We start from the raw sequence: 18,923 nt of genomic DNA on the forward strand, positions 1-18,923 counted from the left end.
TTCGATTGCGAACGGTTAGCGCTTATTTCACGCGCGACCATTCCTGGCCGCCGCAGATCATGCCGCCGATCAGGCAGCCTTCGACTTTGAGGGTGCGAGCGCCTTCCAGCGACATGCGGGCGGTATATTGTTCGCCGTCGACAACGTTAACGGCGGTGCCGAACCAAGCGTGGCCGTTCGGCTTCATATCGATGAGCACCTGCCGGCCGAGGTTTGCCGAGCTTTCCTTGGCCCAGGAGACGAAACCGCAAAGGTTGGCGCCGCACGGCCGGATCGCCACATTGGCCGTGCCATCGGCGATTTTCCATTCGCCGGTCGGATCGGGAGACGAAGAAACCATGGCCAATGCCGCCGCCGTCGCCAGAACTGTCGTCGCCCCCGTCAGCAACCAAGTTCTCATGACGTACCCTCTTCAATGACCGCAGAGCCAGAGCGCAAATCACAGCAACTTTACAATAAGTTTCCGGATTTCGCCTTTTCTAACTCTCTCGGCTGTCCCTCAAGGTGCGCTAGCGCACGTCGGGGTGTTTTCGAATACGCGTCTAACCCCCTGACAAAAAACGGATTTTATAGCGATGATCGAGATAAAGAGCGGTGCAACCTCGGCGAGCGTCGCTCTACAAGGCGCCGAGATTATGGCCTGGACCGTGGGCGGCCGGCCGCTGCTTTGGGAAGCGCGGCCCGAGGTTTGGGCGGAGACGGCGCCGCTGCTTTTTCCGGTCGTCGGCTGGACCCGCAACGGCGAAGTCCGGGTTGAGCGAAAAAGCTATCCGCTGGCGCTTCACGGCTTTGCTCGTCACCGCGCCTTTGCGCTCGATGCCCATGAGGACGACCGGGCAGTCTTCGTCCTTTCGAGTGACGACCAGACCCGCGCCCTCTATCCATTCGATTTTCGTTTCGCGATCGCCTACTGCGTCGGCGACGGGTCGCTTTCCAGCGAGATTACGGTGACCAATACGGGGGAGCGGCCGATGCCCTATGCCTGCGGCCTCCATCCCGGCTTCCGCTGGCCCTTTGCCAGCGGCGGCCCGGACGATTACCGGCTTTGCTTCGCCAAGGCCGAAAATCCTGAAGTGCCGCGGATCGCCCCCGGCGGGCTGATCGCGCGGCAGACGCGGCACCTGCCGCTCGAGGGCTCGGTTCTGCCGCTCGCCGCAGCCTTGTTCGACAATGACGCACTCTGCTTTCTCGATGCGGCGAGCCGCAGTGTCCGCTTCGAGGCGGCGGATGGCGCGTCGATTGCGATCGAAAGCGAGGATTTTCCGCATTTCGGCGTCTGGTGCCGGCCCGGCAATGGCTATCTCTGCATCGAACAATGGACCGGCTTCAGCGACCCGGAGGATTTCGCCGGCGATCTCTTCGCCAAGCCGTCGATGCGCGTCCTGCCGCCGGGCGGGACCGCCCGCCACGCGGCGCATTATCGCTATAAAGCCGCACCTGATCGCGGGCCGTATAGCTTGGCAGCCGGGCAGAAACCTGACAGATAAGCGGAAATTCCAACCAGGGAGGCGCTTAGACATGGCTTTGGCGACGGACGCGGCGGTTTTGGAGACGGGTATCCTGCGGCCTTCAGGCGACAAGGCGCTGCTGATCGACGGCAAGATTGCCTCGGAAGTGGTGCTGGCCGAGGTCGCGGCTGCGACCGCCGCCCGCGTGGGCAAGAAGGGCCAGCCCGGTCTCGCCGTCATCCTCGTCGGCGAAAATCCCGCGAGCCAGGTCTATGTCCGCTCCAAAGGCAAGGCAGCAAAGACGGTCGGCTTCCATTCCGTCCAATATGATTTGCCCGAGACGACGAGCGAAGACGAACTGCTCGGTCTTGTCGATCGCCTGAACGGCGATCCCAAGATCCACGGCATTCTGATCCAATTGCCGCTGCCGCCCGGCATCAATGCGACGCGCGTGCTCGAACGCGTCTCGCCGCTGAAGGATGTGGACGGCTTTCATCCGTTCAATGCCGGTCTCCTCTCGATCGGCGATCTCGACCGCGCGCTCGTGCCATGCACGCCGGCGGGTTCGATGGTGCTGCTCGAGAAAGCTGCCAAGGCGCTCGGCGTCAGCGTCGCCGGCGCCGATGCGGTGGTCGTCGGGCGTTCCAACATCGTCGGCAAGCCGATGGCGCAATTGCTGCTTTCGCAAAATGCGACGGTGACGATCGCACATTCGCGTAGCCGCGATCTGCCGGCGATTGTCGGACGGGCCGACATCGTCGTGGCCGCGGTCGGCCGGCCGGAGATGGTGCTTGGCGAATGGATCAAGCCCGGTGCCATCGTTATCGACGTCGGCATCAACCGCGTGCCGGGCGAGGGCGTCGATGCGCAGGGCAAGCCGAAGTCGCGTCTCGTCGGCGACGTCGCTTTCAAATCGGCGCTGCCGCGTGCCGGCGCGATCACGCCGGTGCCCGGCGGCGTCGGACCGATGACCATTGCCATGCTGATGTCGAATACATTGCGAGCAGCGAATTTAGCGCATGACTAAGGTTAAGCCGCGAATGGCATGGCTTCGGCACCGATCGCGGTTCCGCTGAGCGGCGGCGCTAACTAAACAAGGCGCCGGGCCATGTGCCTCGGCGTCGGGGGCCAAGACAATGCAAACCCTTGTCCGCGTTCCATTTTTTAAAGACGTCACGGATCTCGACTTTGACCGGTTCGACCGCCGCGTCTTCTGGCGGCGCTACGATGAGGGCGAGGTCGTCATCGATTACGAAGACGAGACCTCCGATGTCTATTTCATCATCGCCGGCGAGGTCCGTATCCTGATCCGGACGCAAGCGGGCAAGGAAGTGATCCTCGCCGAAATGCGTGCCGGCCAGTTCTTCGGCGAACTCTCGGCAATCGACAGCACCAAGCGGTCGGCCAATGTCACCGCGCTGACCCGCGCCGAGCTTTGCATCATGCCGGCCGCCGTCTTTCGCGAGGTGATTTTCGCCTCGCCGACGGTCTGCGATCGCGTGCTGCATCTTTTGACGGCGCGAGTACGCGAACTCAATGCGCGGCTGACCGAGCATTCGATCTTCGACTTGAAGCATCGTCTCTATTCCGAACTTCTGCGCATGGCTGGGCCGCGGCCGGGCAGGCCGGGCGAGCGCTCGGTCACGCCGCCGCCGTTCCATCATGTGCTCGCCGCGCGGATCGGCTGCCGGCGCGAACAGGTGACGCGCGAACTCTCGGCAATGGCTCAGGAAGGCTTGCTCGAAAAAACCCGCGGCGCGCTGGTGCTCTCAAAGCCGCATGTTCTCGAAGCGCGGCTCGCCGAAGCCCTGCGCGAAGACCATTGACCTGTTGCCGCGCATGAAACCGCGCGGGCGGCATTGCATTCGACAACAAAAACCTGGGGGAACGATCGTCCATGAACGAAGGCCATCGCCTCAAACGCGCGCATAATGGCGGAGCGCCGCGGCGCGACTGGCGGCGCATCCATCATTCGCCTTTATTCTGGCTCGGCGTTTTGATGTTTGCGGCCGCGATCGGGATTTATGTTTGGTCGGACGATCTCGCTTGGCGCCCGAAAATCGAACATCATTGAGAATCAATCACGCCCCTTTTGCCGAAGGCGATGCAACGGAGCCGCTCGGATCGGTGCTGGAGCGTGCGTTTTGACACATTCGCCGGACGGATTACGCGCTCTTTTGGCACCATCAATGGCGGGCCAAGTCCCCCCGGTCCTGTCATTAGACTGCCCCGCTGCGCATCCGCTCAGCGGGGCGTTCTTTTTCTAGCTCTAGTCTCGGCGCGCTTGGCGGCCCTGCGATGGCGACGCTCGGCCTTGCAGCCTCGCCCGATTCTCGTTTTCCTTCTGCGGAGAATGGCGGCCGCCGGTTGCGGCCCGAATTGCCTTGGAGTCGGGGATGAGAAAATTTCTGGCGACCCTGATTTTGCTCGGATCGTTAAGCGCGGCCTCGGCCGCGACCTATACAATTCAGAGCTGGCCGCAAGACCTCAACAAGGTTCCCTGCGATGCGTGGCGGCACAACAGCGATGGATCGTGGACGGAGGCCGCCACCATTGTCGTCGGAGGAAATGCCACGTCGGGGATGACGTTCAAGGATACGGACGAGGCGAAAATCTTGAATGACAAGTGCCCCCATTAAGGCGGCGCTCGGAAAACGGGTCATTCCTCTGCCGGCGGTGGCGGCATCGCGTCGGGCAGCAGGCTCTTTCGCTGCGAAGGCTTGGGCAGATTCAACTCCGCCGGCCCCTGATAGAAGCTTGGCGCCGACCACGCACCCTTGAGCTCGAATCGCGCGGGGATCGTGCGCGGCGTCTTGCCTGCCGTCTCGGCGATCTGCGCGAACGACAGAATGTCGAGCTGCTTGTGGGCGATGTCGATCGTGCCTGCGAGGCCGAGCTGCAGATTCGTCGCGCTCGCCTGACCGGCGTCGATGGTCGCAACGCCATGGGCGAGCGATAGATCCAGATGGAAACGATCGAAACTCGTCGTTCCAGCCACCGTGGCGAGTTTGGCGCCCGGTTTTTGCGAGATGCCATGCATCAGGGTCGCGGCGAGATCGGTGCCCGCAAAGGTGCCGTTGCTGGCCGAGAGCGTCGCCCGGCCGCCGAGCCCCCGCATGAGCGCTCCGATATCTTCTCCGGAACTGTGCAATTCGATCAAGGCGTCGAGCGATCCTGAGAGCGGATGTCGGCCATCGAAGCTCATTGGTTGCAGGTTCACGCCGTTGCCGTTGCCGCTGACACGCAGATTGAAGAATCTATCTTTTTCGGTGAGTTCGAAACGCCCGCGGATAGCACCGTTGTTCGACGTCGCCTCGGCCAAAGTGAAATCGATCAAGCCGGGCTTTGTCAAAAGCGACAAAGCCGCGTCTTGGACCTCCATGTCGTAGAGCCGCAGCCGTGCCGCGGAAACGCGCAGGTCGAGATTGGCAAGATCGAATTGACGAAGATCGAGGGGTTTGCGGTTCCACAGCCCGGTGGATACGGCAGGCTCGTGCGATCCCGTCAGGAACGGCGTTATGTCGAGGAAATCGCTGGCGAGCGTGCCGGACAAATGCGGCGTGCGCGTCAGATCCTGAATTTCGAGATTTCCCTGATAATCATTGCCGTCGAGATGCAAAGCGAGATTGGTGAAGGCGGCATCGTTGCCGTCAAAATTGACGTCACAGGCGAGATCCAAATTGGCGAACGTGCCGTGCTTTGAAAACGAATAGCCGGCGATCTCGGCGAGCGCGCGCAACGCGGGCGCGTTCGCGGTGATCGAACCGCTATAGTGCAGTCTCGCGCCGCCGGCGACGCGACCGGACGACCAGAAGGTCAAAAGGGGCGAGCGGAGCTGGAAGGCGCTGGCCGACTCGCCGCCGCGCAGAACGTCGAGCGGCTGTTCGAGCCAGCCGCGCAGATGCGCCGGCGTACCGCGAAAATTGAGATCGCCGCCAAAATCGGCCGAGGCGCCGAGCCGCGGCCAGTCAAAACGCATATTGACGGCGTCGAGAACGATGGGCGTGGCGCCCTTTTTCGTTTCGAAATGGGCTTCACCGTCGACGATGTCGATCATGCCGAGCCGCGTCTGCGAGGGCACGGCGTCGGCGCTCGGCGCCTTGATCGCCTGCTCGACGATCCCGCTATGCGTGAGCGGCGGGCGGTCGAAATCGGCGAAAAATTTCGGGCGATAAAGTACCGCCTGGCCGATCTCGAAACGGCCGACGAGAAGCGGCAGAAAGCGCAGATAGCCGTCGACCCGCGGCGCGTCGAGCCGCAGCGTACCGGCCGTATCTGTCATATGAATATTTTGGATAATGAGCCGCGGCCGCAGGAAAAACCGCAATTGCGTCGGCCCGTCGACCTTCACCGACAAGCCGGTCGAACGTTGAAGGCCGATGGCGACCTCGCGGCTTAAAAAATCGCCCGGCAGGAGGCGCTGCACGATCAGCAGCGCGGCGACGCCCAGCAACAACGCCGCCGCGACGATGACGGCGAGCTTGCCGGAGCTCTTTCGTGGCGAAGAGGCCGTTCGCGGGCCGGAGACGACATCAATCATCGGCTTCAATAGTCACGAGCCGGCCGGGCGCAGCGGCCGCATTGCCCGCTAAAATTGCGGGATATTGGCGTCACAGATCCGACCGCCATCATATCGTCTGCCTAAGTTATTGAAGTTAAAAGTCTTCCGCATAGGTGCGGCGAGGACACAGCGGGCAAGATTGCGCAAGCGGAACCACTTTCGCGCGTGTAACCCCCTTTGCCGGAATCTCACAGGCCTCTAGACTTATTGCAACACTATAAAAAATCCAATCGGCCGATGAGGTCGTTGAAGCGTTCGGGGGCGTGGCGTGCGAAGGGTCCTGCTTGGACTGGCGGTCGGCCTATGCGTGAGCGTCAGCTTTGCCGCACAAGCGGATGATCGCGGCCGCGACGCGCTGGCCGCCACTCAGGCCCGGCTTCTTGCCGCAACCCTGCGGGCGCCGACCAATTTCGATCTGACGTTCGAATACGTGCGCGTTTCGGCGGCGCTTGGCGACTTCGAGGCCGCGATCGGGGCCCTTGAGCGGCTGCTGACGTTCGCGCCTCATCTGGCGCGGGCCAATTTCGAACTGGCGACGCTGTATTTCCGCCTCGGCTCCTATGACAATGCCGTACACTATTTCAAGGCCGCCGCCGCGGCACCGGACCTCGATCCGCGCTTGCGGGCGCGCCTGACGGCCTATCTGCCGGAAGCCGAAAAAGCGCTTCAGCCGGTTCGCTGGAGCGGCTTCTTGCAGACCGGCCTCGGCTATCAATCCAACGTTTCGGCGCTCCCGGCCTCCGGCTTCATCAATATTTTCGGCCAAAACGCGCCCCAGGGGTCGGGCATTTCGCAAAAGGCTGACGGCCAAATCTTCGGTCTCGCCAAGGTCAGCAACATTGTCGATTTCGAAAACCAGCGCGGCGATCGGCTCGAAACCAATTTCATCGGCTATGGAACCGGCGAGTTCTCGCTGCGGCAGTTCGATCTCGGCTATGCCGAGGCGAGCATCGGGCCGCGGCTGGCGCTCGATCCGGTCAATTGGCCGGGCGTGACCGTCAAGCCTTACATTATCGGCAATCTCTCCTGGGTCGGCGGCGCGTCCTATCTGAATTCGGGCGGCGCCGGTGTTTCGCTCGGCATCGACACCGCCGCCAACTGGTCGATCGCGCCCGACGTCGAATGGCGGCATCTTTCGGTCAACACGCCCGGCGCGATCCCGATTACCGCATTGGGAACCGGCAATTATGTGTCTCTATCCGTTTCCGGCGTCTACCGATTCACCGATCTGATTTCGCTTCAGTTCGAGCCGATCTATGCGCGGGCGAGCGCGCTGAACGATTGGCAGAGTTTCAATCAGGGCGGGTTCCAGGCCGGCCTGCATGTCGAATTTGCGCCGCCATTCCCGCTGATTCCGCTGCAATGGACGGTCATGCCCTATGTGAGCGCGCTCTGGGATTCGTTCGATGCGCCGGACCCGGCGGTCAATCCCTACGTCCGTCGGTGCGATTTCGCCTATTACGGCGGCGTCGTGCTCGATATGCCCATCACGGCGACATTCGGCCTGTCAGGCATGGCGCAATATGCCCGGACGAATTCCAATCTGCCGAATTTCACCACCGACGATATCACGGTTCTGTTCGGGCCGACGGCGCGATTTTGAGGCGAGGCGCAGATGGGCAGGCGATCGAAAAGACCGATGACGCAAGCCGCGCTGGCAAGCGCGGCGGCGCTTGCCTTTTTATACGGCAAGGCGGCGGCGCAAGTCGTCGGCAATGTCGGCGCGGTCACACCCGCGTCTCTCGGCACCCCGCCGGGTGAAAAAGCCCGCAATCTCGTTCTCGGCGCGCGCATCATCGCCAATGAGCTGATCCACACGTCGGACCAGGGCACGACAAACATCACGTTTCTCGACCGCACGACCCTCTCGGTCGGCCGCAATTCAACGCTCGTGATCGACAAATACGTCTATGATCCCGCCACGGGTAAAGGCGTCCTGACCGCGACGATGGCGCAGGGCGTCATGCGGTTCATCGGCGGCCAGATCAGCCATACATCGGGGGTTCGGGTGCTGACGCCCGTCGCCACGATCGGCGTGCGCGGCGGCATGATGACGGTCAGCGTCGGCGCGGACGGCGTGACGGTGATGTCGCATTACGGCCATATCGATGTCGCCAACGCCCGCAACCACCAGCTTCTGTTGCGCTCCGGCTTCACCGTGCATGTAAGCGGCAGCCACGATTGGATCGCCGATCCGACGCAGACATCGCTCTCGGCGCTCGATCGAAACTATTGGTTTTTGTCAGGCGGCGGACAGCATCACCATTACGACAAGGACCTCAACGATTTCGCCGCAGGCCATTATGGTCTCGCCAATACGCCGCTGGCGAACGATCCGGATTCCATGCCTGGGCTCGATACGATCGGCGCGGTGAATCTCGGCCAGGATTTCGTCACCAATCGTTCGCAGCAGCAGCAATGGAACGGGGCGAGGGCCAATCTGTCGAGCCATACGCCGCCGCCGAGCCCGCCGTCTCCGCCACCCCCGCCGCCGCCGCCACCCCCGCCCCCTCCATCACCGCCACCGCCTCCACCGCCGCGATAGGCGGGCGCGCTGCGGCTAGGCTGCGGTGATGGTCAAGATTTTGGCGTAACGTCCGGAGAACCGAGGTGCGCTTCGAGCGCATTCGCCAGCTCTTCGAGCTGAAACGGCTTTTGCAGGACCGGCCGGTCGGCATAATTTTGTGGGATGCCGCGCGGTCCGTATCCCGTCGTGAAGATGAACGGGCGGCCGCGCGCGGCGAGAAGATCGGCGACCGGGTCTATTTTCTCGTCGCCGAGATTGACGTCGAGCAGAGCCAGATCGATGTCGGCCGAGGCAAGATAATTCTGCGCCTCGGTGACATGCGGAAAGGTTGCCGTAATCGCAAAACCGAGCTCTTCGAGCATATCGGCGAGCAGCATAGCGATGAACGGTTCGTCTTCGACGACGAGAATGCGGGGCTTTGGCGCGCTGCCGCCTGAACTGCCAGCCTGTTCGTTTCCCACGCCGCCCGCTTTGCAATTGTGAAGCGTTGACTCTGGCGATGCTTAAGCAATCTAGCGCGAGGCGTCAAATGCCTCTGCCGTGAGCTTGTCTTTGCCGCCGGCCGCCGCGTTATAGAGCGCGAGGAGCGCATCAAGATGCCGGTCGAGCGTCAGCGGGGCCGCCCAGTAAAGCTCATAGGCGGCCTGCGCCATTGTCCGTGCGACGCCCTCGTCGGAAAGTTCGACGAGGGCCGCGGCGAGCGAATCGGCATCCGCGGATTTGAACCAGCGGCCGTTGACGCCGTCTTTCACCGCCTCGCGCCCGGCGCAGACATCGCTGACGATCACCGGCGTGCCGAGCGCGAGCGATTCCAGCACCGTCAGCGGCTGGCCTTCGTACCAGACCGACGGAAAGACGAGCGCACGCGCGGCGCGCATCAAAGTCTTCACGTCGTCCGGCGATTTCCAGCCGAGGATGACAGCTTCCGGATAAGCCGATTGCAGCTCGGCCGCGGCGGGGCCGTCGCCGACGAAGATCGCCTTTTTGCCGGCGCGGCGCGCTGCCTCGGCAAAAATCTTGGCGCCCTTTTCCGCCGAGATGCGGCCGACGAAGACAAAATCGCCGAGCGGCGCCGGCGGCTTCGGCCCCAGGGGCGCGACATCGATCGGATTGCCGATCTCGTGGTAGCGCACTTTGGGCGGCAAATAAGGCTGCAAGACCTCGCGCTGCAGGCGGCTGATGGTGATGACGTCGCCAAGACTTTCGAGAAGTCCGCTTTGCAGCAGCAGCGCGTGACGCGCCACGCGCATCAGCTTACGCATGTAGTTACGCGAGTCACAATTATGCGCGATGCAGGCCACCGACATCGGCCTGCGGTGGCACGGCTGCGCGACCGGAAAATCGTAGAAGCCGCCGTTCGGGCAGGCGAGAAAATATTCGTGCATGGTGAAGATGCGCGGGATCGCCGTGCGCTTCAGCACCGGGCCGATGGAGGGCGACAAAGCCTTGGCCCATCCGTGGACGTGAATGATCGTCCTGGCTGGATCGCAGGCGCCGAGCACCTCGCCCAGGCGGCGCGGCGCTTCGACATTCCACAGCCATTGCGCGCCGAAGCGCATCAGTGAATTGGCCGACATGAGGTCCGGCTGGCCGAGCACGATCGTTTTGACACCGGCGGCGGTTAGGCCCGCGTCCGCCGGGCCGACGGCGGCGAAATAAACGACCTCATGGCCGCGCGCGGCGAGGCCCTTGGCGCTTTCGATCGCCACTTTGGCTTGGCCGCCGTTGATATGGGCGTGGTCGGCGATGATGACGATTTTCAAGGCTCAGGATCCTGGCGCCGAAAGGCCGGCATTGGCTTCATAGACCGTAAACGTATCCTTTCGGTAATTGCGCGCCGGGGGCCTCACGGGGCGCGTGCGTGGCGGAAAATCCCGACGGCACCGATGAGCCAGCCCAAAATCGTCAGCGTCCCGCCGATCGGCGCGGCGGCGACGAAGGGGCTGTGTGGAAGGAAGACATGGCTCGTCAGCTCGCCGGCGAAAAGCAATGTCCCGAGAAGCAGCACGGCAATGCCGATGCGCAGCATGCGGCTCGAGGCCGCCGCAGTCTCGGCGAAGGCGCAGAGCGCGATGATCGCCGCGGCATTGACGATCAGAAAGTTCGAGGCCGTTTTCAAAAGCGGATTCGAAACGCTATGCGCAGCGGCGGCGGCTTCCGCCACGCCAATGGCGCCGAGAAGCGCCGCGATACCGGCAAAAATCGCTGTCGTTCTACCCATAATCCGCCCTTGCCTCGATGCGTGGTGGCGGCGTCGCTGTGCGCTGGCGATTGCGCCACCGCACACGCGCGGCCTCGAATCCCCAGACCATCCCGAACAATAAATAGACCTGGCGCCAATGGTCGATGTCGATCTGGAATCCCTGCAATAGCGCCACGCAGAGCGTCGGCCAGACAATTTGTCCAAGTCTTCGGAAGGGGCTGCGCACAACCATCAAGCGAAAACCGACGACGCCCGTCAAGACCACGATCAAGATCCAGGTGAGGCCACCGAGCCAGCCATCATTGGCGAAAGCGCCGATATAGGATTCGTGCGGCTCGAGGCCGAAATAATCGCGAAACCGCAGCGGCCCGAAGCCCCAGGGAAGATCGAGCAGCATCGGCAGGGCATGTTCCTGATTGCCGAAGCGACCGGTCGACCCCTCATCATAGTCATGCGAGCCGATGCGCCACAGGAAGAATTCGCGGATACTATCCTGCGAGAGGATGATCACCAACATCAGAACAATGAGCGCGAGAAGGGCAAAGCCGGTGAAGAGGATGCGCCGCCGCGTCGCCGCATTGTCGGCGGTGAAGAAGCTCGCCACGCCGATCATCGTCAGGCAGACGATCGACGAGCCCCATGAGCCGCGCGAATAGGAAACGAAGGTGCCGATCAGCAGAAGCGCCAGCGGCAATACGAGGAGGATGCGCCGCGCGCTTGTGCCAAGGAGTAGTTTTTGCAGCAAAAAGGCTTGAGCGAGAATGAGGTAGGATCCGAACACGTTCGGATCTTTGAAAGTACCGGAGACGCGGCCTTCGACGGTGATGAGCTTCACGCCGAGGCCGGCGATATTGAAATAGCTCAAGAGGCTGAGGAAAGCTGAGAAGAGTGCCCCCCAGGTGAAGGCCTGCAAGCAGATTTCACTCCGGTGAAGCGTCCGTTCGCCGAAATACAAGGTAAAGGCGATCGTCGTCCCGACAAGATAAAGCTCTAGAAGTTGGAAAATCCGCGCCGAATCTTCGCCCCAATAGGGCACCAAGGCGACAAAACCGCAAAACAGGAAGATGAGCCAAAGAGCGGAGATCAGCACCTGGACGGCGTTGATCTTAAATCCTCCGAGGAACCACAACGGGATCGCGATGAGCGAGACGAGATCATAGGGCGACGGCTCGATGAATTCGACGCAGCCCACAAACATAAAGACGGCGAAGGCCGCATCGACCACATTCTCATAGGTCAAACGCCGGCGCCGCATGGCGACGGGCATCGCGCTTGATGTCGGGGCCGATGTCATGGGCGCAATCCCTCCGGCAGGACTTGCAGCCGCTGGCGCATCAAGAGGCGCGCGCCGGGCCGGCAATGCTCCGTCGCGATGACGACAAAGTAAAGAAATGCATCGCTGCCGAAATTATCGAAATTCCGGCCGGTCGAATCGTCGGCCAGGATAGACGGATAGGAGACCGCGTTGTTCATCGTACAAAGATCTGAGGAGATCGTCGGCCCGGCGCGCAGCAGTTTGGGCAGGCTCCAATGCAGGAGATCGCGCGCCGTCGCGTAATAAATGCCGTCGACGGGAAACATGTCTTCGTTGTGTTGCGCTTCGAAAACGGCGATCCACAGGCCATACTGTCGCGCGCGCACGACGGCGCCGACGGGAGAGGTGAACGGCGCGATCTGGGCGCAGGGCTTCACTGCGTCCGCCGATTGGCGATAGGGATCGACATAGCGGATGCTGAACGCATGGCCATCATAGGCGCGCCACGACGCGGAATCGAGCGGCGTCGCCGAGCGAAACAGGCAAGCGCCGAAGGGCTGTCCCTCCCAGCCTGTCGTCGCCGCGAAGAAATATTCATAACGGCCATCGGAAAAAATATTCGACGGATTGAAAAACCCGCGATGGCGGCCCTGTCCGACGTCCTGCGTGAACGGCGCAGCAGCGATGACAAAGGGCGTGGAGCGGATGAAATCCGCGCCGCCATCGGTCGAATGGTAGGCGAGGATCGTATTGTACCAGCAGCCGAGTGCATCGTTCACGCGGCAACGGCCAAAATCGTCGGCATGATATTCGTGGTGGACAAGCGCAGCGACATTGCGCCCGTCTTCAGTCCATGTCGCGGTGATGAAATTGCGATCGTTGTAATGGGCGGGATCGGGATCATTGCCGCTGTCCAGAACGACATGGCAATCGAGCTTCAGATGGGAAAGGTCGGGGCCGCGGAGCGTCCGATTGACCGAGTGAAGCGCGAAAAAGACAATCATGCCGCGGCTGTCGCGAAAGGCGCGCGGATTGACGTCAGGCATCACATCCGGCGGGTTGCAGCTTTGGCGATTCATGTCGAAGACGACGTCTGGCGTCCCGCCGAGCACGAGGTCGATCTGCGGCAAGCTCGCCGCCTCGGCGCCGCCGGCCATCAGACCGAGGATAAGCGCACCGAGCGCGATACGACGCCTGCAGTCAATAGACATTTCTGTTCTTGATCAACGCGAAGGGCGTCGCGAGCAGGATGTAGATGTCGAGCAGGATCGACCAGTTCTCGATATAATAGAGGTCGCATTCGACGCGGCCTTGAATTTTTTCCGGCGTATCGGTCTCGCCGCGCCAGCCATGGATCTGCGCCCAGCCGGTGATGCCGGGACTGACGCGGTGGCGGGCGAAATAGCCGTCGACGACCTCGTCATAGTGACGTTCCGCGGCCTTTGCATGCAGCGCGTGGGGTCGCGGTCCGACGAGCGAAAGATTGCCCTTGAATACGACGTTGAAGAGCTGCGGCAATTCATCGAGCGAGGTCTTGCGGATGAAGCGGCCGACGCGGGTGACGCGCGGATCGTCTTTGGTTACGAGCTTTGTCGCGTCGAAGTCGAGCATGTCGGTGCGCATCGAGCGGAACTTGAAGACTTCGACGACCTCATTGTTGAAGCCATAACGCTTTTGGCGGAACAGCGCCGGCCCCTTCGAATCGAGTTTCACCGCCAGCGCGACGATCGCCATCACCGGTAAAGAAATCAGAAGGCACAGACCGCCGACGATCTTGTCGAAGGCATATTTGAGAATGACGTCCCACCCGGCGATGGGTTTGTCGAAAATATCGATGAGCGGAACGCTGCCGATGTAGGAATAGGAATGCGGCCGGAAATGCAGCTTGTTCATATGCGCCGCAAGCCGGATATCGATCGGCAGTACCCAGAGTTTGCGCAGCATTTGGAGTATGCGCTGTTCTGCGGTGATCGGCAGGGTAAAGATGATCAGGTCGATGCGCGTGCTGCGGCTGAAGGCGAGAAGATCATCGACCGTTCCGAGCTTCGGGAAGCCCGCGACGACGGCCGGCGAACGTTCGTCCGTCCGGTCGTCGAATATGCCGAGAATTTGCAGATCGGGTTGCGGCTGCGCCGCCAACTGGTTGAGCAGCGCATCGGCCGCGTTGCCGCCGCCGACGAGCACCGTGCGACGGGCGAGGCGACCGGTGCGGATCATGCGATCGACGAGCAGGGCAAGCGCGGCGCGTTCGCCGGCAAGCGCGGCGAGGCTGCCGCCATACCAAGCGAGCATGAAGACGCGCGAGAAAACCGCATCGAGCTTCAAGAAAAAGATCAGCGCCAGGGCAATGGCGAAGACGACCGTTACCGCACCGGCGAGGCGCAGGCCATCGGCGGGAAAACGCCGGAAGGCGCTGATTTTGTAAAGCTCGGCGCTTTGCAGTGCGAGCACAGCGAAACCCGCAACCAGCGGCACGCCAAGGAGGTAGGGCTGACTAAAGCCCTCCGACCGGGCGATGTAGAAATAATAGATGGCAAAGCCGGTGGCGGTGATCAGCAGACATTCGACGAAGCGGACGAGACCTTCGAGAACCACCCGCGAAAAGCCCGGCACATTGGCGCCGCTCTGCATGGCGCGCGCCGCCGCGGCGAGGGCGTCGCTGCTCATGTCCGAATTGCTCGAAGCCGGCGCTGCGGGCTCGGTCTTTTGCAGATCGGAGAGCGAGAATTTTGCCATGTTCCGCTGTCTCACGAAGAGGGAAGGGCAAAGGATGTCGCGGCGGCGCCGCGGTTACGCCGATTGGCCATCGCTTCGACATAGCCGGCAAGGACGGAATCCGCCATGTCGCTGATCTTGAATTTGGTCTTCACGAAGCTTGCAAGGGCTTGGCTGTCCGCATCGGTTTCCGCAGCCGGGCGGGCGAGCATCTTTCGCATGATTTCCGCCAAGACATGCGGATCGTCGGGCGGGATCAGCCGGTCGCGGAAGGGACCAAAAATTTCGTTGATGCCGCCCACATCGGTGGCGACGATGGGCACTTGCGCGGCAGCCGCTTCCAGCACGACATAGGGCAAGGATTCGGCGCGGCTCGGTACGACGAGGATGCGGCCGAGCGGAAAGGCCTCATGCGCCGGCAGCAAGCCGGCAAAGGTGATCTGTCCGGCGACGCCGCGCGCCTGCGCCAATTCGGCCAGTTTGCTTTCGTCCGGGCCGCTACCGACAAGCACGAGGCGAGGCTTGACTTGCCCTTGCGAGAGAAGCGCGAGGGCGTCGATCAGCGTGTCGATCCCCTTGGCTGCGCGCAATTCGCCGACATAGAGAAATTCGGCCGCACCCGGCAGCGGGCGCACCGGCAGAAATTCGTTTGGAGCGAGGCCGTTATAAACGATGCGCGTCAGCTTCGTCGTCGGCCCCACCCTGCGGCGAAATTGCTGCGCGATATAGGAGCTTTCGAAGAGAAAGACATCGGTGCCCGCGACCATCAGGCGTTCGGCCGCCATATAGGCGCGCTCGACGAGCGGGGCGGAGCGATAATTGAAGCTGCCGCCGTGCGGCGTATAGGCGCGGACCGCGTTGCCCTTGAAGGGCAGGAGAGCGGGCAGCCGCGCATAGGCGCCGCCTTTCGATCCATGGCCGTGAATCACATCGACGTTCAAGCCGGCCGCATAATGCGCCACACGCCATACCGCGGGCAGATCGAGCAGATGCGCCGGCCTGCGCATGGGAATGCGCAAGAGGCCAAGCTCCAAAGCGGGCGCCAGCGCGCCAAGGACTTCATCGCCGCGGGCGCCCCCGGTAATAGAATCGGTAACGAGCCCGACAGAATGACCGCGGGCGATCTGCTCGCGCGTCAGATCGATGACGTGGCGAAACAGACCACCAATCGGCGCCCGCAGGACATGCAGGATGCGCAGCTTTTGCTCCGGCCCGGTCGACGGTTTCGACATCATGCTGACGCCTCGTCAGAAATAGCGTTCGCGGACGACGATCGTATCGCCGGGTCTTATCAGATGAAGGATCGGCACCGAAGCGGTAATCGGCCGTCCGTCGATGACGCGGGTGAGATCAACCATGTCCTTATAGGCTCTCGGCGTGAAGCCGCCGGCGATCGCAACGGCTGTCTCGGCGGTCATGCCATTGACATAGGGATATTGCCCGGGCGTCGTCACTTCACCCAAGACGAAGAAGGGGCGGAAGGCTTCGACCTCGATCGAAACATGCGGATCGCGGATAAAGCCGTCGCGCAACCGCGCTTCGATTTTGCGCGCCAATGTGCTCGTCGTATCGCCCGCGGCCGACACGATGCCGATCAGGGGCATCGCAATATGGCCAGTCCCATCAACGGCATAAGAGTTGCTGAGGCTGTCTTGCCCGAACACGATGATCCGCAGCCGGTCGCCGCTCGCAAGCGTATAGGGCGCATCGGGATTGGTATCGAGGAGGGCTGAATAGGTCGTTGTCGCGCAGGCGCCCAGCACAAGATATAAAACGAGCAGGCAGAGCGAAACGAAAGAGCGCCGCATGTCGATGGCCACCGCGTGAAGGTTTCACAGAGGAACTGAGATCGCGCGGCTTTTGTAATTTATTATGGTTAACAAAGCTTAACTCTCGCGTCGGGGCCGATGTTTGGAATTAACTTCGTTTCAACCATAATTGCGCTTGATGTTGCAGACGAAAATGACACGGCGCCGATCTGCGTGTCGCATTGCGGTCCCCGAGGCATCAGATGAGCAGGGTCTTCGAGCCGGACATGACGATTGACGAAGCCCCGAACGATTTGGAGATCGGCGCGATCGGAGCGGCGGTCTATGCCCGGAAATATTGGGTTCTGATTCCGACCTTGCTGGCGTTTCTTCTTGCCGCGGCCTATGTGACGGTCGCCAGGCCGAGATATACCGCCGACACCCAGGTGCTCCTCGAAAATCAGGAAAGCTATCTGACGCGCGCCCAACGCGGCGAGGGCGGCGCCGAAATGCCGCCGACCATCGATGAAAATTGGGTCGGCAGCCAGGTCTCGCTGATCACCTCGCGCGATGTGGCGCGCGATGTCATCGAAAGGCTCGGCCTCGTCGGCAATCCCGAGCTCGACCCGCTGTCGAAGGGCCTCGGCACCATCCAACGGACCCTGATCCTTTTCGGTCTCGCGCGCAATCCGATGCGGGTCTCGGCGGAAGATCGGGCCATCGACAATTTCGAGCAGAGACTAACCGCCTATTCGCCGCCGAAAACGCAGGTCGTGATGATCGACTTTTGGGCGCATGATCCGGTCTTTGCGGCACGGGTCGCGAACGAAGTCGCGTCCGTCTATCTGCAAAGGCAGGCCGACGCCAAGCGCATGGTGGCAAAGAACGCCGCCGGGGCGCTGGCCGGCCAGATCAAAGAGCTCCGGTCGCAAACGCTGCGCGCGGCAGACGACGTCGAACGCTACCGCGCGACCTCGGGATTGCTCGCCGGCAGCAACAATATGACCATCACCACGCAGCAGCTCGCCGATCTCAACACGGATCTGTCGCATGCGCGGACGGAACAAGCGGATAGCCAAGCTAAAGCCATGCTCATCCGGCAATTGCTGCGCCAGGGCCGGGTTGCCGAAATCCCCGACGTTGCCAACAACGATCTGATCCGCCGCATTGCCGAGCAGCGGGTGACCGCCAATGCACAGCTCGCGCTCGAATCGGGCACGTTGCTGCCGCACCATCCGCGGATCCTCGAATTGAAAGCCGAGATCAGAAATCTCGATGCGCAGTTACGGCTCGCTGGCGATAATATCGCGATCGCCCTGGAGAACGATTCCAAGATCGCCGCCGCGCGCGTCGCCAATCTCGAAGCCGCGATCGATCAGCAGAAACAGGCGGTCACGACCGCCGACGCCAATGCCGTGCGTCTGCATGAGCTTGAGCAGATCGCGCAGGGCTACCGCACGCAACTCGACAGTACGACCGCCAAGTATCAGGAGGCGCTCGCCCGCCAGTCCGCCGCGACGCCGGCCGACGCGCGCATCATTGCCGTAGCGGCGCCGCCCGACGAGCCATCCTTCCCCAAGAAGACGCAGATCATAACCCTCGCGACACTTGCCACCTTTGTTCTGTCTCTCGGCACCGTCATTGGCCGTGAGCTTTTGGCGGACCGGCCGATGCCGGTGCCAGCGCAAAGCTATCCGCCGCGGCCGGTCCCGAATGAGGATCGGCCCGCGGCGCCCGCCTCGGTGCTCGACCGGCTCAAGCGTTTTGGCAGCGCACGCGTGTCCGAGCCACATGACGAGGAGAGTGCCGAAACCGATGTGGGGGAAGCCCCGGGAAAGATTGCCGGCAAATCCATGTCCCCGCAGGGCTTGAATATCGTCGCAACGCGGCTCGACAAGAGCGAAGAAGCGACCGATGCGCTCATCGACTTTGCGCGAACGCTCGCCCGCGACGGCCGGCCGATCATCGTCGATCTCGATTCGCAGAACGGTCAGATGGCCAAGCTGATCGGGCCCCAGGAAGACGAAGAGGCGACGCTGGCGGGCCTCACCGATCTTCTCGACGGCAACGCCAGCTTTGCCGATGTCATCCATCGGGATAGCGCATCGCGCCTGCATTTCGTGCCGTTCGGTTCAAAAGACGATTTCAACCCCGACGATCTCGACATCATCCTCGACGCCTTGTCGAAAACCTATGATTTCGTCGTCCTGGCGGCGCCGCCGTTCCGCGGCAGTCCTATGACCAAAGCGCTGGCGCCTTACGCCGATTTTGTCGTCCTTGCGACGCCGGGCGAGCAGGACGACGCCACGACGCAGGCCGCACGCGACGAACTGAGCGCTGCCGGCGCGGCGGAAATCTTGCTCGTCGGCGGCGAAAAGCAAGCCGCGTAGCCGGCATCGTCATGCCGGCATTGGCGGCCTGATTTTGGCGTGACCTTGACCGTTATTTTTTCCGGCGGCGCTTTTA

Annotated in this window: 18 protein-coding genes; 8 read left to right on the top strand and 10 right to left on the bottom strand. The window is 62.1% G+C overall.

Annotated elements, in window-relative coordinates:
• Window positions 1-22: 22 nt before the first annotated feature.
• Window positions 23-400: a DUF2147 domain-containing protein gene (locus Q0025_RS01540; RefSeq protein ID WP_297295296.1), complete on the bottom strand. Its 378-nt coding sequence runs from the start codon at window positions 398-400 to the stop codon at window positions 23-25.
• Between the two features lie 175 nt (window positions 401-575).
• On the opposite strand from Q0025_RS01540, the gene Q0025_RS01545 reads away from it, so the two are divergent.
• From Q0025_RS01545 to Q0025_RS01565, 5 genes are all read left to right on the top strand, one after another.
• A complete protein-coding gene (locus Q0025_RS01545) occupies window positions 576-1,487 on the top strand; it encodes an aldose 1-epimerase family protein (protein WP_297295298.1) in 912 nt (303 codons plus the stop codon).
• A gap of 31 nt (window positions 1,488-1,518) precedes the next feature.
• Window positions 1,519-2,475, top strand: a complete 957-nt coding sequence (gene folD, locus Q0025_RS01550) for a bifunctional 5,10-methylenetetrahydrofolate dehydrogenase/5,10-methenyltetrahydrofolate cyclohydrolase (protein WP_297295299.1) — start codon at window positions 1,519-1,521, stop codon at window positions 2,473-2,475.
• A 109-nt stretch (window positions 2,476-2,584) separates the two neighbouring features.
• Window positions 2,585-3,274 (top strand): Crp/Fnr family transcriptional regulator, encoded by a 690-nt coding sequence (locus tag Q0025_RS01555; protein ID WP_297295301.1) that lies wholly within the window; start codon window positions 2,585-2,587, stop codon window positions 3,272-3,274.
• A gap of 71 nt (window positions 3,275-3,345) precedes the next feature.
• The gene (locus tag Q0025_RS01560) at window positions 3,346-3,522 is read left to right on the top strand and encodes a hypothetical protein (RefSeq protein WP_297295303.1); all 177 of its coding nucleotides are present in this window, start codon (window positions 3,346-3,348) and stop codon (window positions 3,520-3,522) included.
• A gap of 322 nt (window positions 3,523-3,844) precedes the next feature.
• On the top strand, window positions 3,845-4,087 hold the full coding sequence (locus Q0025_RS01565) for a hypothetical protein (protein ID WP_297295305.1): 243 nt from the start codon (window positions 3,845-3,847) through the stop codon (window positions 4,085-4,087).
• 20 nt (window positions 4,088-4,107) lie between these two features.
• On the opposite strand, the gene Q0025_RS01570 is transcribed toward Q0025_RS01565, so the two are convergent.
• Window positions 4,108-5,988: an AsmA family protein gene (locus Q0025_RS01570; RefSeq protein ID WP_297295307.1), complete on the bottom strand. Its 1,881-nt coding sequence runs from the start codon at window positions 5,986-5,988 to the stop codon at window positions 4,108-4,110.
• Window positions 5,989-6,277: 289 nt separating this feature from the next.
• Here Q0025_RS01570 and Q0025_RS01575 point away from each other — a divergent pair, with 289 nt between their 5' ends.
• Together Q0025_RS01575 and Q0025_RS01580 are read left to right on the top strand one after the other, a co-directional pair.
• Entirely contained in the window at window positions 6,278-7,612 is a 1,335-nt protein-coding gene (locus tag Q0025_RS01575; protein ID WP_297295309.1) for a lipopolysaccharide assembly protein LapB, read from the top strand.
• Window positions 7,613-7,648: 36 nt separating this feature from the next.
• Window positions 7,649-8,554 carry a FecR domain-containing protein gene (locus Q0025_RS01580; protein ID WP_297295311.1) on the top strand — a complete coding sequence of 302 codons (906 nt, stop codon included), beginning with the start codon at window positions 7,649-7,651 and terminating at the stop codon, window positions 8,552-8,554.
• Between the two features lie 32 nt (window positions 8,555-8,586).
• Here Q0025_RS01580 and Q0025_RS01585 read toward each other — a convergent pair whose 3' ends face one another.
• The 8 genes from Q0025_RS01585 to Q0025_RS01620 all read right to left on the bottom strand — a co-directional run bounded on the left by Q0025_RS01585 (window position 8,587) and on the right by Q0025_RS01620 (window position 16,517).
• The gene (locus tag Q0025_RS01585) at window positions 8,587-8,997 is read right to left on the bottom strand and encodes a response regulator (RefSeq protein ID WP_297295313.1); all 411 of its coding nucleotides are present in this window, start codon (window positions 8,995-8,997) and stop codon (window positions 8,587-8,589) included.
• Between the two features lie 51 nt (window positions 8,998-9,048).
• Window positions 9,049-10,299, bottom strand: a complete 1,251-nt coding sequence (locus tag Q0025_RS01590) for a glycosyltransferase family 4 protein (protein WP_297295315.1) — start codon at window positions 10,297-10,299, stop codon at window positions 9,049-9,051.
• An 83-nt stretch (window positions 10,300-10,382) separates the two neighbouring features.
• Window positions 10,383-10,757: a DUF423 domain-containing protein gene (locus tag Q0025_RS01595; protein WP_297295317.1), complete on the bottom strand. Its 375-nt coding sequence runs from the start codon at window positions 10,755-10,757 to the stop codon at window positions 10,383-10,385.
• Window positions 10,750-12,033: a hypothetical protein gene (locus Q0025_RS01600; protein ID WP_297295319.1), complete on the bottom strand. Its 1,284-nt coding sequence runs from the start codon at window positions 12,031-12,033 to the stop codon at window positions 10,750-10,752. Before Q0025_RS01600 ends, Q0025_RS01595 begins: the two co-directional genes overlap by 8 nt.
• Window positions 12,030-13,205, bottom strand: coding sequence for a hypothetical protein (locus Q0025_RS01605; protein ID WP_297295321.1), 1,176 nt, complete (start codon window positions 13,203-13,205; stop codon window positions 12,030-12,032). Before Q0025_RS01605 ends, Q0025_RS01600 begins: the two co-directional genes overlap by 4 nt.
• The gene (locus Q0025_RS01610) at window positions 13,195-14,730 is read right to left on the bottom strand and encodes an undecaprenyl-phosphate glucose phosphotransferase (RefSeq protein ID WP_297295323.1); all 1,536 of its coding nucleotides are present in this window, start codon (window positions 14,728-14,730) and stop codon (window positions 13,195-13,197) included. The genes Q0025_RS01605 and Q0025_RS01610 overlap by 11 nt, the downstream gene beginning before the upstream one ends.
• Before the next feature lie 11 nt (window positions 14,731-14,741).
• Window positions 14,742-15,944 (bottom strand): glycosyltransferase family 4 protein, encoded by a 1,203-nt coding sequence (locus tag Q0025_RS01615; RefSeq protein WP_297295324.1) that lies wholly within the window; start codon window positions 15,942-15,944, stop codon window positions 14,742-14,744.
• 12 nt (window positions 15,945-15,956) lie between these two features.
• On the bottom strand, window positions 15,957-16,517 hold the full coding sequence (locus tag Q0025_RS01620; protein WP_297295326.1) for a polysaccharide biosynthesis/export family protein: 561 nt from the start codon (window positions 16,515-16,517) through the stop codon (window positions 15,957-15,959).
• Between the two features lie 203 nt (window positions 16,518-16,720).
• Between Q0025_RS01620 and Q0025_RS01625 the strand changes: the two genes are divergently transcribed.
• A complete protein-coding gene (locus Q0025_RS01625) occupies window positions 16,721-18,847 on the top strand; it encodes an exopolysaccharide transport family protein (protein ID WP_297295328.1) in 2,127 nt (708 codons plus the stop codon).
• The last annotated feature ends 76 nt before the right edge of the window (window positions 18,848-18,923 follow it).

The sequence above is a fragment of the uncultured Methylovirgula sp. genome, assembly GCF_947646745.1.
Classification (GTDB): domain Bacteria; phylum Pseudomonadota; class Alphaproteobacteria; order Rhizobiales; family Beijerinckiaceae; genus Methylovirgula.

Coding starts and splice junctions, on each gene's coding strand:
- Q0025_RS01615 (WP_297295324.1), bottom strand. CDS start 15,944: ATGATGTCGAAACCGTCGACCGGGCCGGAGCAAAAGCTGCGCATCCTG.
- Q0025_RS01605 (WP_297295321.1), bottom strand. CDS start 13,205: ATGTCTATTGACTGCAGGCGTCGTATCGCGCTCGGTGCGCTTATCCTC.
- Q0025_RS01540 (WP_297295296.1), bottom strand. CDS start 400: ATGAGAACTTGGTTGCTGACGGGGGCGACGACAGTTCTGGCGACGGCG.
- Q0025_RS01570 (WP_297295307.1), bottom strand. CDS start 5,988: ATGATTGATGTCGTCTCCGGCCCGCGAACGGCCTCTTCGCCACGAAAG.
- Q0025_RS01555 (WP_297295301.1), top strand. CDS start 2,585: ATGCAAACCCTTGTCCGCGTTCCATTTTTTAAAGACGTCACGGATCTC.
- Q0025_RS01565 (WP_297295305.1), top strand. CDS start 3,845: ATGAGAAAATTTCTGGCGACCCTGATTTTGCTCGGATCGTTAAGCGCG.
- Q0025_RS01610 (WP_297295323.1), bottom strand. CDS start 14,730: ATGGCAAAATTCTCGCTCTCCGATCTGCAAAAGACCGAGCCCGCAGCG.
- Q0025_RS01580 (WP_297295311.1), top strand. CDS start 7,649: ATGACGCAAGCCGCGCTGGCAAGCGCGGCGGCGCTTGCCTTTTTATAC.
- Q0025_RS01545 (WP_297295298.1), top strand. CDS start 576: ATGATCGAGATAAAGAGCGGTGCAACCTCGGCGAGCGTCGCTCTACAA.
- Q0025_RS01595 (WP_297295317.1), bottom strand. CDS start 10,757: ATGGGTAGAACGACAGCGATTTTTGCCGGTATCGCGGCGCTTCTCGGC.
- Q0025_RS01600 (WP_297295319.1), bottom strand. CDS start 12,033: ATGACATCGGCCCCGACATCAAGCGCGATGCCCGTCGCCATGCGGCGC.
- folD (WP_297295299.1), top strand. CDS start 1,519: ATGGCTTTGGCGACGGACGCGGCGGTTTTGGAGACGGGTATCCTGCGG.
- Q0025_RS01625 (WP_297295328.1), top strand. CDS start 16,721: ATGAGCAGGGTCTTCGAGCCGGACATGACGATTGACGAAGCCCCGAAC.
- Q0025_RS01560 (WP_297295303.1), top strand. CDS start 3,346: ATGAACGAAGGCCATCGCCTCAAACGCGCGCATAATGGCGGAGCGCCG.
- Q0025_RS01620 (WP_297295326.1), bottom strand. CDS start 16,517: ATGCGGCGCTCTTTCGTTTCGCTCTGCCTGCTCGTTTTATATCTTGTG.